Genomic DNA, 20,317 nt, shown 5'->3' with positions numbered 1-20,317 from the left:
GCTTAAACGCGGAACTGCTTGGTAAGACGGTTCAGGCCTGACGCCAGCGTCGACAACTCGGCAGTGGCGATGGCGGTCTGATTGGAGCCCTCGGACGTCTGACTGGACAGGTCACGAATGCTGACCAGGCTCCTGTCGACCTCACGAGCAACCTGGGCCTGTTCTTCGGCAGCGGTAGCGATCATCAGATTGCGTTCGTTGATCTGGCTGATGGAGTCGGTAATTTCGAGTAGCGCCTTGCCGGCGCCATTGGCCATCTCCAGGGTCTTGTGTGCCTGAACGCTGGTCTGCTCCATGGCAGTGACAGCGTTGCCGGTGCCGGTCTGAATCGAGCCGACCATCTGTTCGATTTCGCGGGTCGATTGCTGGGTGCGGTGTGCCAATGCGCGTACTTCGTCCGCGACCACGGCAAAACCTCGCCCTGCTTCGCCTGCACGGGCCGCCTCGATCGCAGCGTTGAGTGCCAGCAGATTGGTTTGTTCGGCGATGGCGCGGATCACATCCAGCACCTTGCTGATGTCCGTTGCCATGACCGCCAGGCCCTGCACCTCGGTTGAGGTGATCTGAACTTTGGAGACCATCAGGTTGATCGCCGTGACAGTCTCATCGACCTGCGCACGTCCGGCCATGGCTGCGGTGCTCGATTGAGACGTCACTTCCGATGCCGATGCGGCGTTGCTGGCCACTTCCTCTACCGCCGCGCTCATCTGGTTGACGGCCGTAGCTGCCATCTCGATCTCATTGCTCTGACGCTGAATGGTGCGCGATGCATCTTCGGTGACTGCGTGCATCTCTTCGGAAGTAGCGGCCAGCTGGGTGGACGAGTCGCCGATCAGGGTCAGGGCACTGCGCAGGTTGGCTTGCATCAACGCCAGTGCGGCGATCAGTCTGGCCGCTTCATCACTGCCGTCTTGTGGAATGTCTTTGCTCAGGTCATTGGCCGCAATGCGTTGCGCAATGTTCAGCGACTCACCGATCGGCTGAGTCAGGCTGCGGGTGTACATCCAGGCCAGCAGCAGGGTAGTAATCACGCCGACCGCGATAAAAATACTCACCATCAACAAGGTTTGCTGATAAGCAGATTCGGCTTGATCACCCGCTTTTTCCGCTTTGCTGTCGTTGATGCCGATGAGTTTTTTCAGCGTGTTTTCGACCTGATCCGCCGCAACTTTCATGTCGCCATTGGAAATGGCAACTGCCCCTTCCAGATTGCCCGCTGCAACAGAGGCCAGGTAGCGATCCTGGGCTGTTTGATAGTCGGCGTTGGCTTTGCGGAGCTCGTCGAATGCCTGACGCCCTTGAGGGGTAACGATCAGTTTGCTGAGAGAGTCCGAAAGACCGGCAGTCAGCGAGCGGGCCTGCTGAATGTCGCTAAGTGCCTTGGTCCTGCGATCCTGCGGCTCAAGGGGGTTACGAAGTCGGGCGTTATTGCCCCTGATACCGACAAACTCCCTGTCCAGAGAGCCGAGCAGTTTTACGCTGGGTAGCACGTTGGTTTCGATGAATTTTTCTGCTGTGTTGAGAAGTGCTGCCTGACGCAAAGCCAGCAGGCCCAGTGCAACGATCATCAGGCAAAAAATACCGAAGCATAAAGCCGAACGCGGTGCAAGATTGAGTTTTCGCAGGATCATTATTATTTTTCCGAAGTGGGCAATAGGCTATCGCCTTCCTTCGGGTTTTCTTGACGAGCTATACGGGCCCGGAATCGAGGTTTGAATCAGGTTGTCCGAATAAATGGTAAGCAAATATGTCACGGCCTGGCAGCTTTACATTTTAACCAGCATTTAAAGAGGGCTACCTGTCGCAGCCCGGTGAATCAGCGCTTTTCCATGCCCAGCATAAAAGTATCAATTGCTCGTTTGACCATGCTTTGAATCTGCTCGACGCTCAAGCGTGCGGGTGTTTGTTGATAGAGGCGAATATCGGTTTCCGCAGTCAGCAGCGAGGTGAGTTGCAGCGCTGCGATATGCGGATCAGTGGTACTTAGCTGGCCACGTTGCATGGCCGCATTCATCAGCGTCGTCACCGTTTGCAGGAATTCCCTGGGGCCTGAGTCATAGAACATTGTGCCGATGTCGGAGTGCCCGGATTCGGCCACTACCATGCGGTACACCGCCAACGCGCTGTCATCATTGATGAGTACCATCAACATTCGCTCCCCGAAGCGCGTGAACAGCGTTCGCAGGTCTAATTCTGCATCTGCGTCCTTGTCGACAGAGATCGCCAGTTCCGAAACGGCCTCGGCAAGATGAGCGTTTGCAACCCTGTTGACCACGGCGATGAACAGCTCCTCCTTGGAGGGGAAGTAGCTGTAGATCGTTGCTTTGGAGCCGCCCATCCGTTTGGTGACTTCATTCATCGACGCACGTTCGTAGCCCATTTCAAGGAAGACACTTGCTGCGGCATCGATGATGGCTTCGCGGCGTGCTTCAGTACGCACCTTCATTTATATCCTCAATCCCTTAGTGAACCGGGTAGTACAGTAAATGCAAAATTCTCTAGACTGGAACTGAACCGTTCGGTACGATTTCAGCTGGTTTCAAGGAGCTTACTGGAAAAGACAGCGCAGATAAATGCCGACGGATCGAGGCGTTCTATATTTTGCAAATCCGATGGCTGCGCCCAGCCATCCATTGCCCGAATTCATTCAACGATGGAGTGAAGAGGTCCATGAACATCATCGATTTCAAGAAACCCGTCAAACGCTCTTTTCGTGGTAATACGGCAGTGGTGCCTCAGCTTGAGAAAGTGCTCACCGTCATTCTGAAGACCGACGTTCCTGTGCTTATGGGCATATGCAGCGATGGACTGCGTAGCAGCAGCAGGATTCTGGGCGGAGAGTTCCATGCCGAATATTTCAGCGGCTCGGTGCAGGCTGGCGGCAGCAGTATGCAGGTTGAATTGTCATCCGAGCTTGCCTTTCTGGACACTCGTTTCACTCTGGTCACGCAATTGGGTGAATTGATCAGCGTTGAAAGCCAGGGTGTCCTGCTCATGGACGAAGTGGGTCAGCAGGAATTGCAGAACGGGGTCTGGCCGATCAGTGACGGCCATTACCAATGCACATGCACGCCGCGCTTCAAGGTTTCCCTTGGGCCTAATGAATGGCTGGAAAAGAGCGCCTTCATTGGCAAGACCGAATACATTCAAGACAATGAAACGCTGATCAGTTTTTATCGGATGAAGTCCTGATTCATCCCATTGGTTAGGCGTGGAGCAGGCCGTTGCAGGCCTGCTCCGTTGTAACTGGTTAAAAAGTGACACTGGCGCTCAGGCGCGCGGTGCGCGGCTCGCCAACGTTGACCTGCAACTGGCTGCCTGTACTGGAGGGGTAGTACTGCTTGTCGAACAGGTTATCGACGTTCAGTTGCAGGCGCGTCTTGTAACCGGCCATCGGCACATCCCAGCGTAGAAACGCATCGGCTACGGTGTAGCTGCTCATATAGAAGGTATTGGCATCATCACCAGCGCGCTCGCCCACATAGCGTGCGCCGCCACCTGCATGCCAGTCGCCCAGACCGGACGGGACTTGCAGATGGTGGGTGAGGTACAGGCTGGCCGTATGCTTGGGTGCCTGGCTAAGACGATTGCCCTTGTTGCTTGGATCATCCAGCACTTCGGTGTGGGTGTAAGCGTAAGTGCCGATCATGTCCCAGCGCTCGGCTATGCGCCCGGTCACGTCCAGCTCCACACCTTGTGAGCCGACCTTGCCAGCTGCTTCGCTGACGCCGGTCACGCCAGTGGGGGTGACGACGTTTTTCTTCTCGATGTCGAACACCGCGAGGTTGAGGTTAAGCGCCGGTGCCAGTGCATATTTGGCACCAACTTCGTAACTGCGGCCTTCTTCCGGGTCGAAGGTCGTGCCGTCATCGTTCACATCGTCGTTGGGCACGAACGAACGGCTGTAGTTGCCGTACAGCGAGAGGTCTTCATTGACCTTGAATACCAGACCGGCCATTGGCAGAAATACATCGTCATTCTTGTCCAGATTGGTGACTCGGCTAGCACCAAGGCCTTGTTTGATGTACTGGTCATAATGCTGATAGCGACCACCCAGGACCAGAATCCAGCGGTCATTCAGGTGCCAGTTATCCTTGAGGTACAGGGAAGATGAGGTCAGTTGATTGCTCAGGTTGCTGGTGGTCGTGCTGACGACACTGGGTTCAGCCAGGCTGCCGTAGCTGGGCGAAAAGATATTGAAGCCGTTTTGAGCCGTGTTGCGGTAGGTCTTGCCACGATACTTGTCGGAGTCTTCCTGCTCGGCACCGATCAACAGATCATGTTGCTGGCCAAGAATCTCTTGCTTGCCGATGAAGTCCCAACTGGCATAACGCGTTTCATAATCATAGTGGCCGCCATTGGCCTGACGACGCAGTACACCGCTGCTGGACAATGTGCTTGGCTGGGCAATCGAGAGGCTGTAGCGGTCGTTGTTCCAGCCGTAGGTCAGACGGGTTTTCCAGTCATCACTAAGCTGATACTCGAAGCGCGCGGTTGCGGTTTCGCTGATGCCCACGGTATTGGCCCACTTTTCGTCGAGCCGCTTGTCATAGCTGATATCGGCCGGATGACCACCTGTGAACACCGTGCCGCGGTCGAACGGGCTGATGTAGTCGTTGTATTCGTAGGCGAGCGTCAGGCTGGCGCGTTCTCCGGTCCAGGACAACGAGGGCGCGATCAGGGTGTGCTGATCGACGCCATAGTTACGCCAATAGTCCTCGCTCTGACGCTCTGCCACCAGTCGGTAGGCCAGCCCGGAATCGCCCAGCGGTCCGGTGGTGTCGATGCCGAAACTGCCACCGCCTTCGCTGTAGGCCGAGCCACTGAGCGTGGTGCTTTGCACATATTGCGGTTGTTTGCTGATCACGTTGATCACGCCACCCGGCTCCATCGCGCCGTACAGCAGCGATGCCGGACCTTTGAGTACTTCAACGCGCTCGGTGGTGGCACCGAAGTTTTTCGATACCACCGAGCGTACGCCATCGCGCAGGATCGAGCCGTCGTCGTTGGTACCGAAGCCACGCTTGATCACCGAGTCCTTGGTGTTGCCCAGTGTGTTGCCCTGGCTGACGCCGCTGACAAACTTCATGGCGTCGTCCAGTGAGCGCACGTTGTAGTCGGCGATGGTCTGCGGCGTTACCACATTGACCGACTGTGCCTCCTCCTTGATCGGTACATCACTTTTGCTCGCGGTACTGGTGCTTTCGGCGCTGTAGCCTTCCCGGCCTTCGGTAGCGGCGGCGGATACCTGGGTGGCAGGCAAGGTTGCGGTTTCAGCAGCATGCACTGCGCCGCTGGCGCACATCGCCAGTGAAAGTGCGGACAGCAAAAAAGGGCCGGGACGGCGAGGGCATTGGGAGGAGGTGCTCAAGGGAAATGCTCAGCAAGGACGTTAATAGCAATAATTGTAATTTGATACTGATTCTCATGTAAATAAATGATTGAGCCCGGTGCTCTGCAAACAGGGGCCTTTTCAGGTTATCAATGACTATCGACGTTGGCGTCAATCCGCTTGCCCATGCTGATGATGGGCTCGGGCGTGTACCCCAATGTTTGATAAAAAGCCTGCACACTTTCGTTGAACGTATGAATCTGCAGATTGATCTTGACGCAGCCAAGGTCCGTAAGAGCCTGTTCTGCGTGCCTGACCAGTGCTGTTCCCAGTCCTTTGCCACGCTGGTGCGGGGCAACTGCAACCGAATACAGCCAGCCGCGATGGCCGTCGTAACCGGCAAGAATGGTCCCGGTCACGCGGCCGTCCATGACGGCGACGAAAAACAGCCGGTCCCCGACAGCCAGTTTCTTGTCGATCGACAACTCCGGACGGTTATGCGGCATGGGGTCATTGAAGACGGTCTTCCACAGTTCGATGACGGCAAGGCGGTGATGCGGGTCTGAATACTCGACAATGCAGTTCATTGCGCGGTCTCTGGGTGATGAGCCCAGAGACTACTGCGTCGTGTCCGGCCATGTCTAACCGGCGTTCTTTGACGGCTGGTCCTGTGTTGTGACCCTGGGCAGTGATGCCGGTGTATCAAGCAACGTACGGATGGCCCGACTATAAGCGGGCTGTCCGATCTGCATGCTGTTGTTGTGTGTACCGCCAGGCACCAGTATCAGCTTCTTGGGTTCCTGCGCTGCTTCGAACAGCTGCTCGCTGAAGCGTGCTGGTACGTAGCGATCCTCGGTGCCGTGCACGATCAGCACTGGCATGTGGATGTCTGCAATCTTGTCCAGAGAGTCGAACTTCTGCGACAGCAACCAGCGCACAGGCAGCGAGGTATTGGCCAGCGCTGTGGCCACATCGGCCAGGTTGGTGAAGGTGGATTCTATTATCAGCCCGCGGGCCTGAATCGGCGCGTTGCCCTTTTCTGCGTCATTGCCCAGTTCGGCTGCCAGATCCACCGCAACTGCCCCGCCCAGCGAGTGCCCATATATAAGTCTGCGTTGCGGATCGGGCTGCAGTTGTTTCAGGCGTGCCCAGGCGATGCGTGCATCTTCGTACACCGACTTCTCGGATGGCAGCTGGCCCATGCTCTGACCGAAACCCCGATAATCGATCGCCAGTATCGAGTAGCCCTGCGCCTTGAGTTGCTGGATACGGAACAACTGGCCGGTGAGGTTCCATCTTGAGCCATGCAGGTACAGCACGGCCGGGGCGTTCTTGTCCGATGCGGGCCACCACCAGGCGTGGATATTCTGCGATGGTCCAAATGACGGTGTGCTGAGTTCGATCTCCTGGACATCGGCGGGCAGGCCGCTGTACCAGCTTGCGGTGCCGGGCTCGATGCGAAACACCAGTTCGCGTTCCTTGTGCTCAAGCACTGCACAGCCGACCGGGAGGCCAATAATGATGGCTAACATGCAGACCCATTTGATCGGACGAGCCTTGAAGCGAGCCAGGGGCGAAATCGGCATAAGACGCATGATCCAGTCAACAAAGTGAAATAAATGCCGGTTCTGCGTCAGGGTTGCAAGATGAACCACCAAACATGGGTTACAGAATATTGCACAGCGGGGTTCCGGGTATGTTTTCAAGCTGAGCAATCATGATGTACACGCAAACCCCTACGCTTCAATACGTTGCGCCAAGAGGTCCGAATGCAGCGTCAACAAAGGCGCTCAATAGCACAATTCGTTATTGAGGTGCCCTTTTCGATAGCCGGGGATTATGCTGTGAAGGGACAGGCGCTGTATTTTTGTCACCAGCCGTCGCCCGAATCGCCGATCTGCTTAACGTTAACTCGCGCTTTCTTCAATTTCTTCAAGAGGTTACCGCTCATGTTCCATCACCGCCCCCTGGAAGAAAAAGACATCCCCACGATTTGCGAACTGCCGCAGAATGCCGACGAACTGTTCTACATGTTCCCCAGAGCGACTTACCCGCTGACTGCCTCGCAACTCAGCGAAGCACTGGAGACCCGACACGACTCGACCGTCATCGAGATGGATGGCGAAGTTGTCGGTTTTGCCAATTTCTCTCAATGCAAATTTCGCGGCCGTTGCTCGCTGGGTAATGTGATCATCGCTCCGAAGGCCCGCTCCAAAGGGGTAGGGCGTTACATGATTACCAGTATGATGGGGATCGCATTTGACAAGCACGAAGCGACTGAGCTGATTGCATCCTGCTACAACCATAACGTCCCCGGGTTGCTGTTTTACCCGCGGATGGGCTTTCGCCCTTATGCCATCGAAGAGAAACGCGATAAACAAGGTGCCCGGGTGGCGCTGATCCATCTGCGTCTGTCTGGCTCGGAACAGTAAGTTTTTCATGCGGGGGCACGCACGGCTATTATTGCATCGGCCCGGGCGTGCCTTTTATCTTTAACCCGTTTTTCAAGCGACTCGATAACAGTGTCTGGTTATTTTTTCAGATAACGCCGTCCCGGCAGTCGACCGTTCGTCAGTATTTATGCTGCTTTCTAGTGTGACTTCTGTACGCCGTGATTCACGTCAGGCCGTAGTACGCTGGAAATCATTACGGTGAATCGTTTTTTCTGTTGATTCTTCAATAAGGGACAGCATTAAAAGGAGCAAGGATATTCGGTTGTGGAAGTTGCTAGAGGGGCTGCGAGAGGTGTATAACTCGTTTAAGCATAACGCGAGTGACGACAGATAATTGGCGGGCTGGTCTGGGCCGTTTTTTAAAAGAGTCATCAACAATAAAAATTGTCAAAATTTGTCATGGTCGGGACATGCTTACACCCATAAGGAGATAAAGAGATGATTACGAGTGGACTGTCTGAGTTAGAACTCAGGAGTATCGTTGAACGTGCATTCCTGCCGTTGCGTTGCACCTGCACCATTGCCAACGATCAGATGACGGTGCAAATAAGCGATCCGGTGTCCGGGCGTACCCATCGTCAGACGAGCCTCCCGCTCAGCCGTATCAAGACTGTCCGGGATATCTCTGCACTGGTAGCCGGGTTGCGTGAAGAACCGGCAAAAGCCAAGGCGTCACAAGCGCATTACAGCGCTGCCTGATACTGCTTCATCCCTCTGATGTCCAGGCATCACGCAGCAGGGCCTCGATCAGTGTTGATCGGGGCCTTGTCGTTTGTGCGGTTGCCGGTTCGACTTTTTCGGGCAAAACCCGCTGCCCGATCGCACGTCAATTTAACAGCGTCGGAGTCATGCTGTTTCGGAGATGGGCGATAAAAAAATAATAGAAATTCATGAAACTTTTTAACCGTCTTGAACTGTGCGCACGTCAAGGGTTTAAAAAAGTACAAGCGCCGTGAAATCATCAGCTTATCGCGCACTATTGAACGGGTTGCTCAACGCCCTGCCTATTTGACACTTTTGCGTTTCTTTGCAACTATCCGATTGCCTCCTGAATGCGTAACGCATTGTCACGCTTTTCCACTTGATAAAAAACGCCGCTTAAAAAACGGGCGGTAGCATTGAGCGGTTTTTTACTGCCCACTCCGCTACTTCAAGGTCCCGCCTGTTTTACGTGTTGTAACTTTCTGTAAAAAACACTGTTTCATGACGACTCATCACTTCGGTGAATGAGCCTTTGTCGGTGTTCGGTTGTATGTGTTTCGCCTCGAATCGTGCAGGGACGCTGGTTCGCCTGATCAGCCAGGCACTCGATCATCCAGAACTTCTGTGCTGCACCAACGTATGAAATGACGATGGAGCATCATCATGTTTGATAACGGTATGGAAACAACCTGCGGCTGCGTCGTCGGAGGGGCCGGGCTCGCCGGCATGGGTTTTTTGTTCAGTGCCCTGAAGACCGGCGCAATGCCCGGAATTGCCGCGAAAGGATTGGTCGTCATTGATGCAAGCGACCGGCCCGGAGCAAGCGTGCTGGGGGAGTATCGGATTACCGCCAATTCTGTGGGCGATGTATTCATCGATTGCCTGCGCGATCCGGCATTACGTGAGGTATTCGAGCCGTTGGAAAACTCGGCAGCGTATTGGCGTATCAAAGCGCAGGCACAAAGCGCGCCGCAGCTGTCTGATGCCGGTCTGCTCATGGCCGAGGCCGCCAGGCTGGTACTGGACCACATCGTGCAACGCTACGGAGTAAAAGTCTGGTCCGGTACGACCATTAATGAAGTGGTCAGTGACGGCAACACATTTTGCCTGCACGTTGACGGTCCGCACGGCAAAAGACGTGTGCGCTGCCGGGCGCTGGTACTCAATCTGGGTGGGCGTCAGGATCCACAGCACCTGATTGATGCTCTCGCCGGGCAGGGGCTGGCGCTGCCAGGCAATGTGAGTATTCAGAGCGCGGACAGGTTGCTGCGTATGAATGCGGTGCAATTACGCGAAGTGTTCGGTCCCGCGCTGGCCGGTAAAGGGCGAATCACGATTGTGGGTGGCTCACACAGTGCCTTTTCAATGCTGGAAAATCTGGCAGATGCACTGGAGTTCGCGGGCTTGCAGGAACTGACGCTTATTCATCGAAGCCGCATCAGGCTGTTTTATGAAAGTGTCGAACAAGCACAGGCAGCTGGTTACCTTTTCGACGCCCAACACGATGTGTGTCCGGTATCAGGCCGAGTCAACCGCTCCGGCGGCTTGCGTTATAGAGCGCTGGACATTGGGCGCGAGGCGCTGTGTAGCGGCCGTGTCGGCAAGACGGGCGTGCGGGTGCAGATTTTTCAGACGCTGGGCGGGCGACCTGGTGACCACGAGCCGGCCCGGCTCGCGCTTGCCGACTCGGCGGTGATCGTGCAGTGCTCTGGCTATCAACCTGTGCTGCCGACGCTAAAAGATGCCGAAGGCAACTTCATCAGCCTGCGCGAGACAAAGGGCGGTCTTGAGTCCGACGCTTGCGGCTGTCCGTTGGACCAGCAGGGTCGTCGAATGAAGGGCCTGTATCTTTTTGGTCTGGGGGCCGGGCTTGGCGTCGATCCGCATCTGGGCAGTGAACCCGCCTTCGATGGACGTATCTACGGCGTCTGGCAGTTTCACCATGATGCAAGCCGAGCAGTGGTTGAGGCCGTCACCAGCAGACTGTCCTGTCCAGCTGCTGTTCCCGAGATGATCGGTATGGACTTATTCATGCAGGCAGCGCTTCACATTCAGGCGGGTTAGGCAGCAATTACAGGTAAACAGCACCATAAAAAACGGCGCCCCAGGGACGCCGTACGGCTGTCTGCCAGTAAATGGCAAATCAACATTGAATAAGGGGTACTGCAGGAATTATTGTGGGTCCTGGTTCGGAGCCAGTTCTGCCTGGATACGTTTGTAGATTTCTTCACGATGCACTGAAACATTTTTTGGTGCATTGATGCCCAGGCGGACCTGAAGCCCTTGAACGCCAAGAATCGTGACAGTGATCTCGTCACCGATGTTTATGCTTTCGCCTACTTTGCGAGTGAGTATCAACATAATCTTTTCCTTGATGGCCTCTTGAAAACGCCTCTCTCAAGAGGCTGGCGTTTGCCTTTGCGTGGTGATTGTTGCCGAGTGCATCCAAATGCATCCGTCTTATGACGTCACATGGGTGAATTAAATTCCCTCGGTTCATTTTCTTGTCATCGAGATTTGCATCTGCGATACGACGAGCGCGCCAATTCTGCCCGTTTCGACGTGAAAATGCCCGTATTTACTGGCGTCATGTAAAAAGTATCGTGAACCGCTGCACGCTGTGAGGTCGTCATCGTCTCACTCGACGAGGCGGGATAAGCCCATCTCGGCATGAGTGTAAGCGTAGGCATGACTTTGCGAGATTGCTCGGACTTTCTGAAAATTCAGTTGAAAGTGTCGAACGAGGATGTAGGAAAGGGCTGCCGGGTCGCCATCGCTACTACGCTCAGGCTTGTTGACGCTATCAGGGACACTGGGTGGCCGGTCCGGAGTGCGCGCTGTGGCGCAGAGATGCGATGTACAGCAAGGCGTTGGCCTTCGCGGGTTTCATTGCCCGCAAAGGCCCTGCCGGAGTTGGGCTTAAAGCGCCATCGACAGCAACATGATGAAGATCAGGCCGACCACCGACAGGATGGTTTCCATCACCGTCCAGGTCTTGAAGGTTTCGGCAACCGTCATGTTGAAGTACTGCTTCACCAGCCAGAAACCGGCATCGTTGACGTGCGAGAGGATCAACGAGCCGGCACCGGTTGCCAGCACCAGCAGCTCGCGGTTGACGCCAGGAATCAGGCCGACCACGGGTGCCACGATCCCTGCGCCGGTGATGGTTGCCACGGTAGCCGAACCGGTTGCAATACGGATGACGGCAGCCACCAGCCAGGCCAGCATGATCGGGTTGATCTGAGCCTGCACAGCCATGTGTCCGATCACGTCGCCCACGCCGCTGGCGACCAGCATTTGCTTGAAGCCACCGCCTGCACCCACGATCAGAACGATTGCGGCAACCGGTGCCAGGCTCTGGTCCAGTAGTTTCATGATTTTTGTACGGTCAAAGCCACGCGCCGCACCAAAGGTGTAGAACGCCAGCAAAAGCGCTGCGAGGAGGGCGCTGATCGGGTGACCGATCAGGTCCATCCAGATGCGGAACATGTTGTTTTCCGGCAACACCACGTCGGCAAAGGTCTTGAGCAGCATCAGGAAGACCGGCAGCAGGATGGTCACCAGCGTGATACCGAAGCCTGGCAGGTTCTCAGTGCTCGACTCTTTGGCAATCTGATCCATCAGTTCCTTTGAAGGCGTGCCAGGGATGCTTTTTGAAATCCAGCTACCGAAGATCGGGCCAGCGATGATGGCCGTCGGCAGTGCAACGATCAGTCCGTAGAAAATGGTCTTGCCAATGTCGGCACCGAAAATGCCGATGGCCAGCAACGGACCCGGATGTGGCGGAACCAGGCCGTGCACGGCTGACAGGCCTGCCAGCAATGGAATGCCGATCTTGACGATGGATACGCCGGTGCGACGGGCAACAATGAACACCAACGGGATCAGCAACACAAAGCCGATCTCGAAGAACAGCGGGATGCCCACCAGAAAGGCCGAGAACATCATGGCCCAGTGCACTTTCTGCTTGCCGAAGGTGCGTATCAACGTTTGCGCAATCTGGTCCGCGCCGCCCGAGTCCGCCATCAGCTTGCCGAGCATGGTGCCCAGGCCGAGGATGATACCGACGAACCCCAGTACGCCGCCGAAGCCGTCCTGAAACGATTTCATGACTTTTTCAACCGGCATTCCCGAGGTCAGGCCAAGAAAGCCTGCCGCCAGGGTCAGCGCGACGAAAGGGTGTACCTTGAAGGTGGTGATCAACAGTACAAGGCCGACGATGGTCACCAGCGCATCGACGAGCAGGAACGTCTCATGGGTCATACCGAACATGGGTGTTTCTCCGGTTTATTGTTTTAAGGAGCTGTTAACAGCGCCGACGTTAATATCGTGTGTACGCAAGACAGCGCTGTCTTCTGCGCTCACGCCTTTATCAGGCGTGGGAGTCTTTCCACCATGCTGCGGCTTGTTCACCGATGACATCGATAGGCTGCGATGCGTCGACGATCAACGTCAGCGGCTCGCCGTAAGGCGGCTCGAGGGTTGCGAACTGGCTGTCCACCAGACTGGCGGGCATGAAATGCCCCGGCCGGTGCGAGCAACGTTCGGCGGCAAGTTCCTTGGTAAGTTCCAGGAAAACAAAACCCAGGCCGGGTACGGCATCGCGCAGACGCTGGCGATAGATAAGCTTGAGTGAGGAGCAGGTCAGCACAGGGTGCTCACCGTTTGCCAGGGCAGCAGCCATCTCTTCGCCCAGGCGGGTCAGCCAGCCGGCCCGGTCGTCATCATTGAGAGGGGTTCCGGCGCTCATTTTTTCGATATTGGCGGGAGGGTGGAACGCATCGCCTTCGATCAGGCGACCGCCGCTGTTGCGGGCGATCTCGGCACCGACGGCGCTTTTGCCGCAGCCAGAGACACCCATTACCACAAGGGCGGAAATAGCAGTATTCGCAGTTGTCACAGTAGGCACCTCATCTGGAGACAGCGCTGTCTTTGTCCGGTGGACATCAGGCTCAGCCCGGGCTGTTCCAGTTTTTGTCGTTGTTTTGGGCTCATCAATAAGCATTGGAGGCTGTTCTCCGCGGCGACCCTGACCGGGTGGCCCATGTGAAACCAGCGATAAAGCATTGTCACCTTCCATGAGACAGCGCTACCTTATGGGGCATTCGACACATTTGGCAACCCCTATGTTAGTTGGCAACGCATGATCCGCATTGGTTCCCGCTCTACTGGTCGCCCTACGCTCAATGAGGTGGCGAGGCTTGCCGCCGTGTCGCCGATCACGGCCTCCCGGGCGCTGCGCGGCGTTACCACTGTTGCGCCGGAGCTGGCGGAAAAGGTCCGCGCTGCGGCACAGACCCTGGGCTATGTCGCAAATTCTGCAGCCAGGGCGCTGGCCTCTTCCTGCAGCCAGACCGTCGTTGTGCTGGTGCCTTCACTTTCCAACCAGTTGTTTATCGAGACGCTGGAGGCCATTCAGGACGTGTTGCGCATCCGCGGTCTGGACGTGGTGATCGGCAACTATCACTACTCGCCCGATGAGGAAGAGAAACTGCTGCGCAACCATCTGGTCAATCGTCCGCGCGGTATTCTGCTGACCGGTTTCGATCACACCGCAGCGTCGCGCCAGATGCTTGAAACCAGCGGCGTGCCTTGCGTGCACATGATGGAGCTCGATACGCGACTGGGTACCTATTGCGTCGGCTTCTCGCAACAGCAGGCCGGAGCAGAAGCCGCACGCCATCTGCTGGGGCGTGGTCGTCGCCGACTGGCTTACATGGCCGCTCAGCTCGACCCTCGCGTATTGCAGCGCGGGGCCGGGTTTCGCCAAGTGCTGGAGAACGCCGGGCTGTTCGACCCCGAGCTGCAGGTCTCGACGCCTCAGTCGTCCTCGATTGGCCTGGGTGGTGAGTTGTTTGCCCGCCTGCTGGAGCAACATCCGGATGTCGACGGAGTTTTCTTCTGCAATGACGACCTCGCGCAGGGCGCTGCCCTTGAGGCTTTGCGTCTGGGCGTCGCCATTCCCGAACGCGTATCGCTGGTGGGCTTCAATGACCTGCCCGGTTCTGCCCACATGGTGCCGCGCCTGACCTCGATACGCACGCCCAGGGAGGAAGTCGGGCAGCGCGCGGCACAGCTGCTGCTGGGCCTGCTCGACGGGGTCACGCAGCATTCGCAGGTGGATCTGGGGTTTGAGCTGGTGGTACGGGAAAGCTCCTGAGTATTTATTAAGGCCATCCCTGCATGCTTCCCCCCTGGCCATCACGCTGACCAGTGGTCGTTGCGCTCCGGGCTTTCCCGACGCTGGGCTGGAGTGCCCGACGGCCCTGTCCTGCAACGCTGCTGATACCCTCATTCGGACGGTTTCGGTGCGTCTGGACTGTTATTTCTGACAGTACCCATCCCCTCGTGTTGAGTATTCAATGACCCTACGTTTTTGGATCGGAGCGGCATAAGTGTCTTGGCCGCATCGTTGGATGACGGGGATATATCTTCTTATCTATTCCCCGTCCTGGCGGTCTTACAAGACCTATTGAAGGGTGAGAGAAATGCAAAAAAAAGCATCTCAAAACGTTAGAGCTCTGACTCACATCGCAGACCCGGTCGGTTCAGGAGTCCCTCTGGACATCGCATGGTTGACCGGCATCATCCCGCTGGGCTTTGTACCCGCTGAGATCGTTATCAGTCCCGATGAAACTACGCTGTATGTCGCTCATGAGAGTGGCCGCGAAGTCAGCGTGGTCGACATCGCCAGTGCAAGCGTGGTCGGCAGTATCAAGCGGGCAGGCGCGGGTGCGATTACCCTGAGCCCCGATGGGAAACGGCTTTACACCATTGGTCAGAAGAGGTGCTACGTGGTGGACACGCGCTTGCGGGAGGTCATCAGGATACTTCCGGCTGCCAACGTCAACCGCATCCTGTGCAGCCCGGATGGCCGTTTTATCTGCCTGTCCTTTCAGAATGCGCTTGGCGGACTTATCCGCCTGATCGAGACCGAGAACTACACGGTCGAAAACGAGTTTGATCTGGGTGCCCTGACCAATGCGTCGCTGGCCCTCGGGATCAGCCCCCTGAATGACCGGTTTTACGCAACGATGCTGGTCGACCGGACGGCACCCACCGATGTTCTTGCAATCAGCAGGGTGGATTACCTGCAGCATGATATTCCCGGATTTTCAGATCCGCGGTCGATGGCCTTCAGTTCCGATGGCGCCTGGCTGTACGTGGGCGGAATCGACGAGGTGTACATTATCGATGCCGCCACCAACAAAATGTTTTATCGGGAGAAGATAGGTACCCAGGGCTATCCGGTAAAAGTCATAGGCGTCACGCCGGATGAGCGCTATGTGTATGCGATCTACACCTGCAATTACGACGTCTACCGGATCGACACTGTGAAGGGAATCGCCACCTGTATCGCCTATTTTCCTTCGGTGGGCGGCGCGGTACTCAACAGGACCGGTACGTATATCTACTCCTCCCACCCGGACATGAGCTGGATTTCGATCTACAGGCTGTAGTTGCGCCTGCCAAACCTGCCACGGCGGATGACGCAGGCGCAGTGGCCGGTTGTATATAGTCATCAGCGGCTTGCGCTGTCAGTCGGCATTCAGCGCCGCGATGCCGGCCTTGGCCACTTGTGCATCCTGCTCGGCCTTAACGCCGGAAACACCCACCGCGCCAATCACCTGACCGTCGACGATGACCGGAACGCCGCCTTCCAGCGAGGTCAGCAGCGGGGCGCTGAGAAATGCCGTACGCCCGCCGTTGACCATTTCTTCGTAACCTTTGGACTCACGTTTGCCGAGTGCCGAGGTACGGGCTTTTTCGATCGAGATATAGCTGCTGATCGGCGACGCGTCGTCCAGTCGTTCGAATGCGAGCAGATGGCCGCCGTCATCAACGACCGCGATGGCCACAGCCCAGCCATTGGCCTGGGCCTCGTCGCGTGCGGCACCGAGCATCAGGCTCACTTCGGTTTGGGTAAGGACGGCTTTGATTTTCATGGGTTGCTCCGGAGCAGTGGTTATTGGATAGGAGTTCAGCGAGATTCTGGAGTGCCAAGCGCTTCATCAATCAGCTCGATCCAGTGCCGTACCGAAGTTCGGTTGGCGCTGGCCAGGTGAGTCTGACAACCGATATTGGCGGTGGCGATGACCTGAGGTTTGCCGCTTTCAAGCGCGTTCATGCGGTTGTCGCGCAATTGACGGGCCAAGGCCGGCTGAGTGATTGAATAGGTGCCGGCGGAGCCGCAGCATAAATGGCCGTCCGGCACCTGGGTCAGGTTGAAGCCCAGACGAGCCAGTACGCGTTCCACTTCACCACCGAGTTTCTGTGCGTGCTGCAAGGTGCATGGGCAGTGGAACGCCAGTCGCGTGTCGACCTTGATGCCCAGGGTTTCCAGCGGCTCGTCACGCAGTACTTCGACCAGATCCTTTGTGCACGCACTGATGCGCTCGGCCTTGTCTGCATAGGCTGGGTCGTGGCGCAGCAAATGGCCGTAGTCCTTGACGAATGCACCGCAACCGCTGGCCGTCTGGATGAGGGTTTCGGCACCGCCTTCGAGCGCGGGCCACCAGACGTCGATGTTGCGCCGCGCCCGGTTCAGACCTGCCTCCTGTGCATTCAGATGGTAATCCACGGCGCCGCAGCATCCGGCCTTGCTGACCGCAGTAATACCGATGCCCAGACGATCAAGCACGCGTGCCGTGGCAGCGTTGGTATTAGGTGACAGACCTGGCTGCACGCAACCATCAAGCAGCAGCGCCTGACGCGCATGACGAGTGGTCGGCCGCAGCCCGGCAGCATGGACTGTTGCAGGCAGTTTGGTTGCCAGTGTCTGCGGCAACAAGGGCCTGAACTTCATGCCCATTCCGGTCAGCAAACGGAACAGTCCGGCATTGGGAATTACCTGGCGCAGGCCTTCACGCAGCAACCGCTGGCCAAGCGGGCGGGGCACCAGGGCCTCAACCGCTGCACGGCCGATGTCCAGCAGGTTGTGATAATCCACGCCGGACGGGCAGGTGGTTTCGCAGTTGCGGCAGCTCAGGCAGCGGTCCAGGTGCAAGCGGGTTTTTTCGGTGACTTGCTGGCCTTCGAGCACCTGTTTGATCAGGTAGATCCTGCCGCGCGGGCCGTCCAGCTCATCACCCAACAGTTGATAGGTCGGGCAGGTGGCATTGCAGAAACCGCAATGCACGCAACTGCGCAGGATGTGTTCGGCCTCTTCGGCGCGGGGCAGGGTTCTGGCGTGTTCACTCAATGTGGTCTGCATGCTTAAAACTCCGCGTACAGTCGGCCGGGGTTGAAAATGCCCTGCGGGTCGAGCCGGGCCTTGAGGGCCTGGTGGTAACGCAGTACAGGTGCGGCCAGCGGCTGGAACGGGTTGTCGACAACGCCCTGGCTGTAGCAGGTTGCATGCCCGCCAGCCGCCGTGGTGATCGCTCGAATGGTTTCGCCGTCTGCGTCGGATTTCAGCCAGCGTTGTGCGCCGCCCCAGTCGAGCAGTTGCTCGCCTGGCAGTTCCAGTACGGCGCTTTGGGCAGGTACGCAGAGCCGCCATAAAGGTCGCGGGTCCAGAAAAAAGGGCAGACGCTGCTCATTCAACTGCTGCCAGTAAGCGCCATCGAACACTTCGCCACCGAGCCTCTCATGGGCTGCTGCCACCGAGCCTTCGCCGCCCTCAAGACGCAGGCGCAGCACTTGACCGTCGTGGCTGGCTGCGCTGATAGGCATAGGTTGCTGACCCCATTCAGCGAGGCGGGCCAAGGCTTGCGAGCTGTCCATCTGCAACGCGATGCTGCTGCACAAACGCGGTTTGGGCAGCACCTTGAGCGACACCTCGGTCAGCACCCCAAGGCAGCCGAAACTGCCTGCCATCAGGCGTGAAACGTCATAGCCTGCAACGTTTTTCATGACTTCGCCGCCAAAGCGCAGATGCTTGCCGAGGCCGGTGATGACCCGGGTGCCCAGCACGAAATCACGCACCGACCCGCTCCAGGGGCGGCGCGGGCCCGACAGTCCTGCGGCGACCATGCCGCCGAGCGTTGCGCAGCCAAAATCGGGCGGTTCACAGGGCAGCATCTGGCCTGCGGCGTCCAGCACCTGCATCAGCTCGCTCAGCGGCGTACCGGCGCGGACGGTGATCACCAGTTCTGTCGGGTCGTAACTGACGATGCCACGGTGTTCGCGGGTATCGAGCACCTCACCTGTTGTCTCACGGCCAAGCAAGGCCTTGCTGTTGCCACCCTGAATACGTAACGGCGTGCTGTCCCGTAGCGCTTGATCGACCCGTTCGAGCAGAGCCTGGCTGACGTCTTTGTCCATCTCGCTCATCAGAAGCGCTCCAGTTCGGGAAACGGCAATTGCCCGGCATGAATATGCATGGCACCGAATTCCGCGCAGCGATGCAGGGTCGGGATGTTCTTGCCGGGATTGAGCAGGCCGCTGGCGTCGAATGCGGCCTTGATTGCATGGAAAAAAGTCAGTTCGTCACTGTTGAACTGCGCGCACATCTGGTTGATCTTCTCGCGACCGACACCGTGCTCGCCGGTGATGCTGCCGCCGACCTCGACGCACAGCTCAAGGATCTTGCCGCCCAGCGCCTCGGCGCGCTCCAGCTCACCCGGTTGATTGGCATCGAACAGGATCAGCGGGTGCATGTTGCCATCGCCAGCATGGAACACATTTGCCACGCGCAGGCCGTACTGAGCTGACAACTCCTTGATGCTGCGCAATACCCCTGGCAACTCGCGTCGCGGGATAGTGCCGTCCATGCAGTAGTAATCCGGTGACAGACGGCCTACGGCGGGGAAGGCGTTCTTGCGCCCGGCCCAGAAGCGCACCCGTTCGGCCTCGTCTTTCGCCTGACGCACTTCGATCGCGCCAGCCAGTGTCAATACCTCGCGAACCCGTTCGCAATCGGCATGTACATCGGCTTCGACCCCGTCCAGCTCGCAAAGCAGGATGGCTTCTGCATCAACCGGATAGCCTGCGTGAATGAAATCCTCGGCGGCACGAATCGCCAGATTGTCCATCATCTCCAGCCCGCCGGGGATGATGCCTGCGGCAATGATATCGGCCACCGCACCGCCGGCTTTTTCCACGGAATCGAACGCCGCCAGCAGCACTTTGGCCACCTGCGGCATGGGCAACAGCTTGACCGTGACTTCGGTAATGACACCGAGCATGCCTTCGGAGCCGGTAAACAGTGCCAGCAAGTCGAAGCCCGGTGAGTCCAGCGTGTCGCTGCCCAGGGTCATTGGCTCGCCTTCGACGGTCAGTATCTCGACCTTGAGCAGGTTGTGCACGGTCAGTCCGTATTTGAGGCAATGCACGCCGCCTGCATTTTCTGCCACGTTGCCGCCGATGGAACAGGCGATTTGCGAGGAAGGGTCGGGTGCGTAATACAGACCGTGGGGTGCTGCTGCCTGGAAAATGGCCAGGTTGCGTACGCCGGGCTGGACCCGCGCCAGACGAGCAGCCGGATCAATAGCGAGGATCTGATTGAAGCGCGCCATCACCAGCAGCACGCCTTTCTCCAGTGGCAGTGCGCCACCCGACAACCCGGTGCCCGCGCCGCGAGCGACCACCGGCACGCGATGCGCATGGCACAGTTTGAGCAGCGTCTGCACTTCTTCGACATGCCGTGGCAGCACCACCAGCATCGGCGTGGTGCGATAGGCCGATAACCCGTCGCACTCGTAGGGCCGAAGCTCTTCGGCGCGGTGCAGAATGTCCAGGTCGGGCAGTTGGCGTCGTATCTCGTGCAGCAATTGCTGCTTGTCGACTGCGGGCAGCGCGCCGTCGATGCGTTCGTCATAAAGAATATTCATGCAGGCACCCAGCGTTGTTTTTATCGGGTTAATGCATCCTAGCTCATTCAGCACAA

The 20,317-nt window shown here is 57.5% G+C and carries 18 protein-coding genes; 6 read left to right on the top strand and 12 right to left on the bottom strand.

Annotated elements, in window-relative coordinates:
* Window positions 1–2: 2 nt before the first annotated feature.
* Both AC4ANE_RS17685 and AC4ANE_RS17680 read right to left on the bottom strand, forming a co-directional pair.
* Window positions 3–1,631, bottom strand: a complete 1,629-nt coding sequence (locus AC4ANE_RS17685) for a methyl-accepting chemotaxis protein (RefSeq protein ID WP_002554166.1) — start codon at window positions 1,629–1,631, stop codon at window positions 3–5.
* A 185-nt stretch (window positions 1,632–1,816) separates the two neighbouring features.
* Window positions 1,817–2,446, bottom strand: a complete 630-nt coding sequence (locus tag AC4ANE_RS17680; protein ID WP_002554165.1) for a TetR/AcrR family transcriptional regulator — start codon at window positions 2,444–2,446, stop codon at window positions 1,817–1,819.
* 224 nt (window positions 2,447–2,670) lie between these two features.
* Here AC4ANE_RS17680 and AC4ANE_RS17675 point away from each other — a divergent pair, with 224 nt between their 5' ends.
* Entirely contained in the window at window positions 2,671–3,192 is a 522-nt protein-coding gene (locus AC4ANE_RS17675) for a DUF3237 domain-containing protein (RefSeq protein ID WP_002554164.1), read from the top strand.
* A gap of 58 nt (window positions 3,193–3,250) precedes the next feature.
* On the opposite strand, the gene AC4ANE_RS17670 is transcribed toward AC4ANE_RS17675, so the two are convergent.
* The 3 genes from AC4ANE_RS17670 to AC4ANE_RS17660 form a co-directional block, all read right to left on the bottom strand.
* On the bottom strand, window positions 3,251–5,371 hold the full coding sequence (locus tag AC4ANE_RS17670) for a TonB-dependent siderophore receptor (RefSeq protein WP_002554163.1): 2,121 nt from the start codon (window positions 5,369–5,371) through the stop codon (window positions 3,251–3,253).
* Between the two features lie 110 nt (window positions 5,372–5,481).
* On the bottom strand, window positions 5,482–5,919 hold the full coding sequence (locus AC4ANE_RS17665) for a GNAT family acetyltransferase (protein WP_002554162.1): 438 nt from the start codon (window positions 5,917–5,919) through the stop codon (window positions 5,482–5,484).
* Window positions 5,920–5,973: 54 nt separating this feature from the next.
* Window positions 5,974–6,918 (bottom strand): alpha/beta hydrolase, encoded by a 945-nt coding sequence (locus tag AC4ANE_RS17660; RefSeq protein WP_002554161.1) that lies wholly within the window; start codon window positions 6,916–6,918, stop codon window positions 5,974–5,976.
* 363 nt (window positions 6,919–7,281) lie between these two features.
* Here AC4ANE_RS17660 and AC4ANE_RS17655 point away from each other — a divergent pair, with 363 nt between their 5' ends.
* From AC4ANE_RS17655 to AC4ANE_RS17645, 3 genes are all read left to right on the top strand, one after another.
* A complete protein-coding gene (locus AC4ANE_RS17655) occupies window positions 7,282–7,764 on the top strand; it encodes a GNAT family N-acetyltransferase (RefSeq protein WP_002554160.1) in 483 nt (160 codons plus the stop codon).
* Between the two features lie 459 nt (window positions 7,765–8,223).
* Window positions 8,224–8,484 (top strand): DUF1652 domain-containing protein, encoded by a 261-nt coding sequence (locus tag AC4ANE_RS17650; RefSeq protein WP_002554159.1) that lies wholly within the window; start codon window positions 8,224–8,226, stop codon window positions 8,482–8,484.
* A 666-nt stretch (window positions 8,485–9,150) separates the two neighbouring features.
* Window positions 9,151–10,551: a hypothetical protein gene (locus AC4ANE_RS17645; RefSeq protein ID WP_002554158.1), complete on the top strand. Its 1,401-nt coding sequence runs from the start codon at window positions 9,151–9,153 to the stop codon at window positions 10,549–10,551.
* A gap of 108 nt (window positions 10,552–10,659) precedes the next feature.
* Here AC4ANE_RS17645 and csrA read toward each other — a convergent pair whose 3' ends face one another.
* The 3 genes from csrA to AC4ANE_RS17630 form a co-directional block, all read right to left on the bottom strand.
* Window positions 10,660–10,848 (bottom strand): carbon storage regulator CsrA, encoded by a 189-nt coding sequence (csrA, locus tag AC4ANE_RS17640; RefSeq protein WP_002554157.1) that lies wholly within the window; start codon window positions 10,846–10,848, stop codon window positions 10,660–10,662.
* 558 nt (window positions 10,849–11,406) lie between these two features.
* Window positions 11,407–12,759, bottom strand: a complete 1,353-nt coding sequence (locus AC4ANE_RS17635; protein ID WP_004667761.1) for a GntP family permease — start codon at window positions 12,757–12,759, stop codon at window positions 11,407–11,409.
* Window positions 12,760–12,859: 100 nt separating this feature from the next.
* Window positions 12,860–13,348 (bottom strand): gluconokinase, encoded by a 489-nt coding sequence (locus AC4ANE_RS17630; RefSeq protein WP_005732609.1) that lies wholly within the window; start codon window positions 13,346–13,348, stop codon window positions 12,860–12,862.
* Between the two features lie 282 nt (window positions 13,349–13,630).
* Here AC4ANE_RS17630 and gntR point away from each other — a divergent pair, with 282 nt between their 5' ends.
* Window positions 13,631–14,647, top strand: a complete 1,017-nt coding sequence (gntR, locus tag AC4ANE_RS17625; RefSeq protein ID WP_002554155.1) for an HTH-type transcriptional regulator GntR — start codon at window positions 13,631–13,633, stop codon at window positions 14,645–14,647.
* A 328-nt stretch (window positions 14,648–14,975) separates the two neighbouring features.
* Window positions 14,976–15,947, top strand: a complete 972-nt coding sequence (locus AC4ANE_RS17620; RefSeq protein WP_002554154.1) for a WD40 repeat domain-containing protein — start codon at window positions 14,976–14,978, stop codon at window positions 15,945–15,947.
* Between the two features lie 78 nt (window positions 15,948–16,025).
* Here AC4ANE_RS17620 and AC4ANE_RS17615 read toward each other — a convergent pair whose 3' ends face one another.
* The 4 genes from AC4ANE_RS17615 to glcD are packed head-to-tail and all read right to left on the bottom strand — an operon-like array spanning window position 16,026 to window position 20,261.
* Window positions 16,026–16,433 (bottom strand): heme-binding protein, encoded by a 408-nt coding sequence (locus tag AC4ANE_RS17615; RefSeq protein ID WP_002554153.1) that lies wholly within the window; start codon window positions 16,431–16,433, stop codon window positions 16,026–16,028.
* 35 nt (window positions 16,434–16,468) lie between these two features.
* Window positions 16,469–17,701: a glycolate oxidase subunit GlcF gene (gene glcF / locus AC4ANE_RS17610; RefSeq protein WP_460408433.1), complete on the bottom strand. Its 1,233-nt coding sequence runs from the start codon at window positions 17,699–17,701 to the stop codon at window positions 16,469–16,471.
* A gap of 2 nt (window positions 17,702–17,703) precedes the next feature.
* Window positions 17,704–18,762 carry a glycolate oxidase subunit GlcE gene (gene glcE, locus AC4ANE_RS17605; RefSeq protein WP_002554151.1) on the bottom strand — a complete coding sequence of 353 codons (1,059 nt, stop codon included), beginning with the start codon at window positions 18,760–18,762 and terminating at the stop codon, window positions 17,704–17,706.
* Complete coding sequence (gene glcD / locus AC4ANE_RS17600) at window positions 18,762–20,261, bottom strand: glycolate oxidase subunit GlcD (protein ID WP_002554150.1); 1,500 nt, start codon at window positions 20,259–20,261, stop codon at window positions 18,762–18,764. The genes glcE and glcD overlap by 1 nt, the downstream gene beginning before the upstream one ends.
* Window positions 20,262–20,317: the final 56 nt, after the last annotated feature.

Source organism: Pseudomonas sp. Pme6b, assembly GCF_058129925.1.
This window is presented reverse-complemented; position numbering and strand designations above follow the sequence as displayed.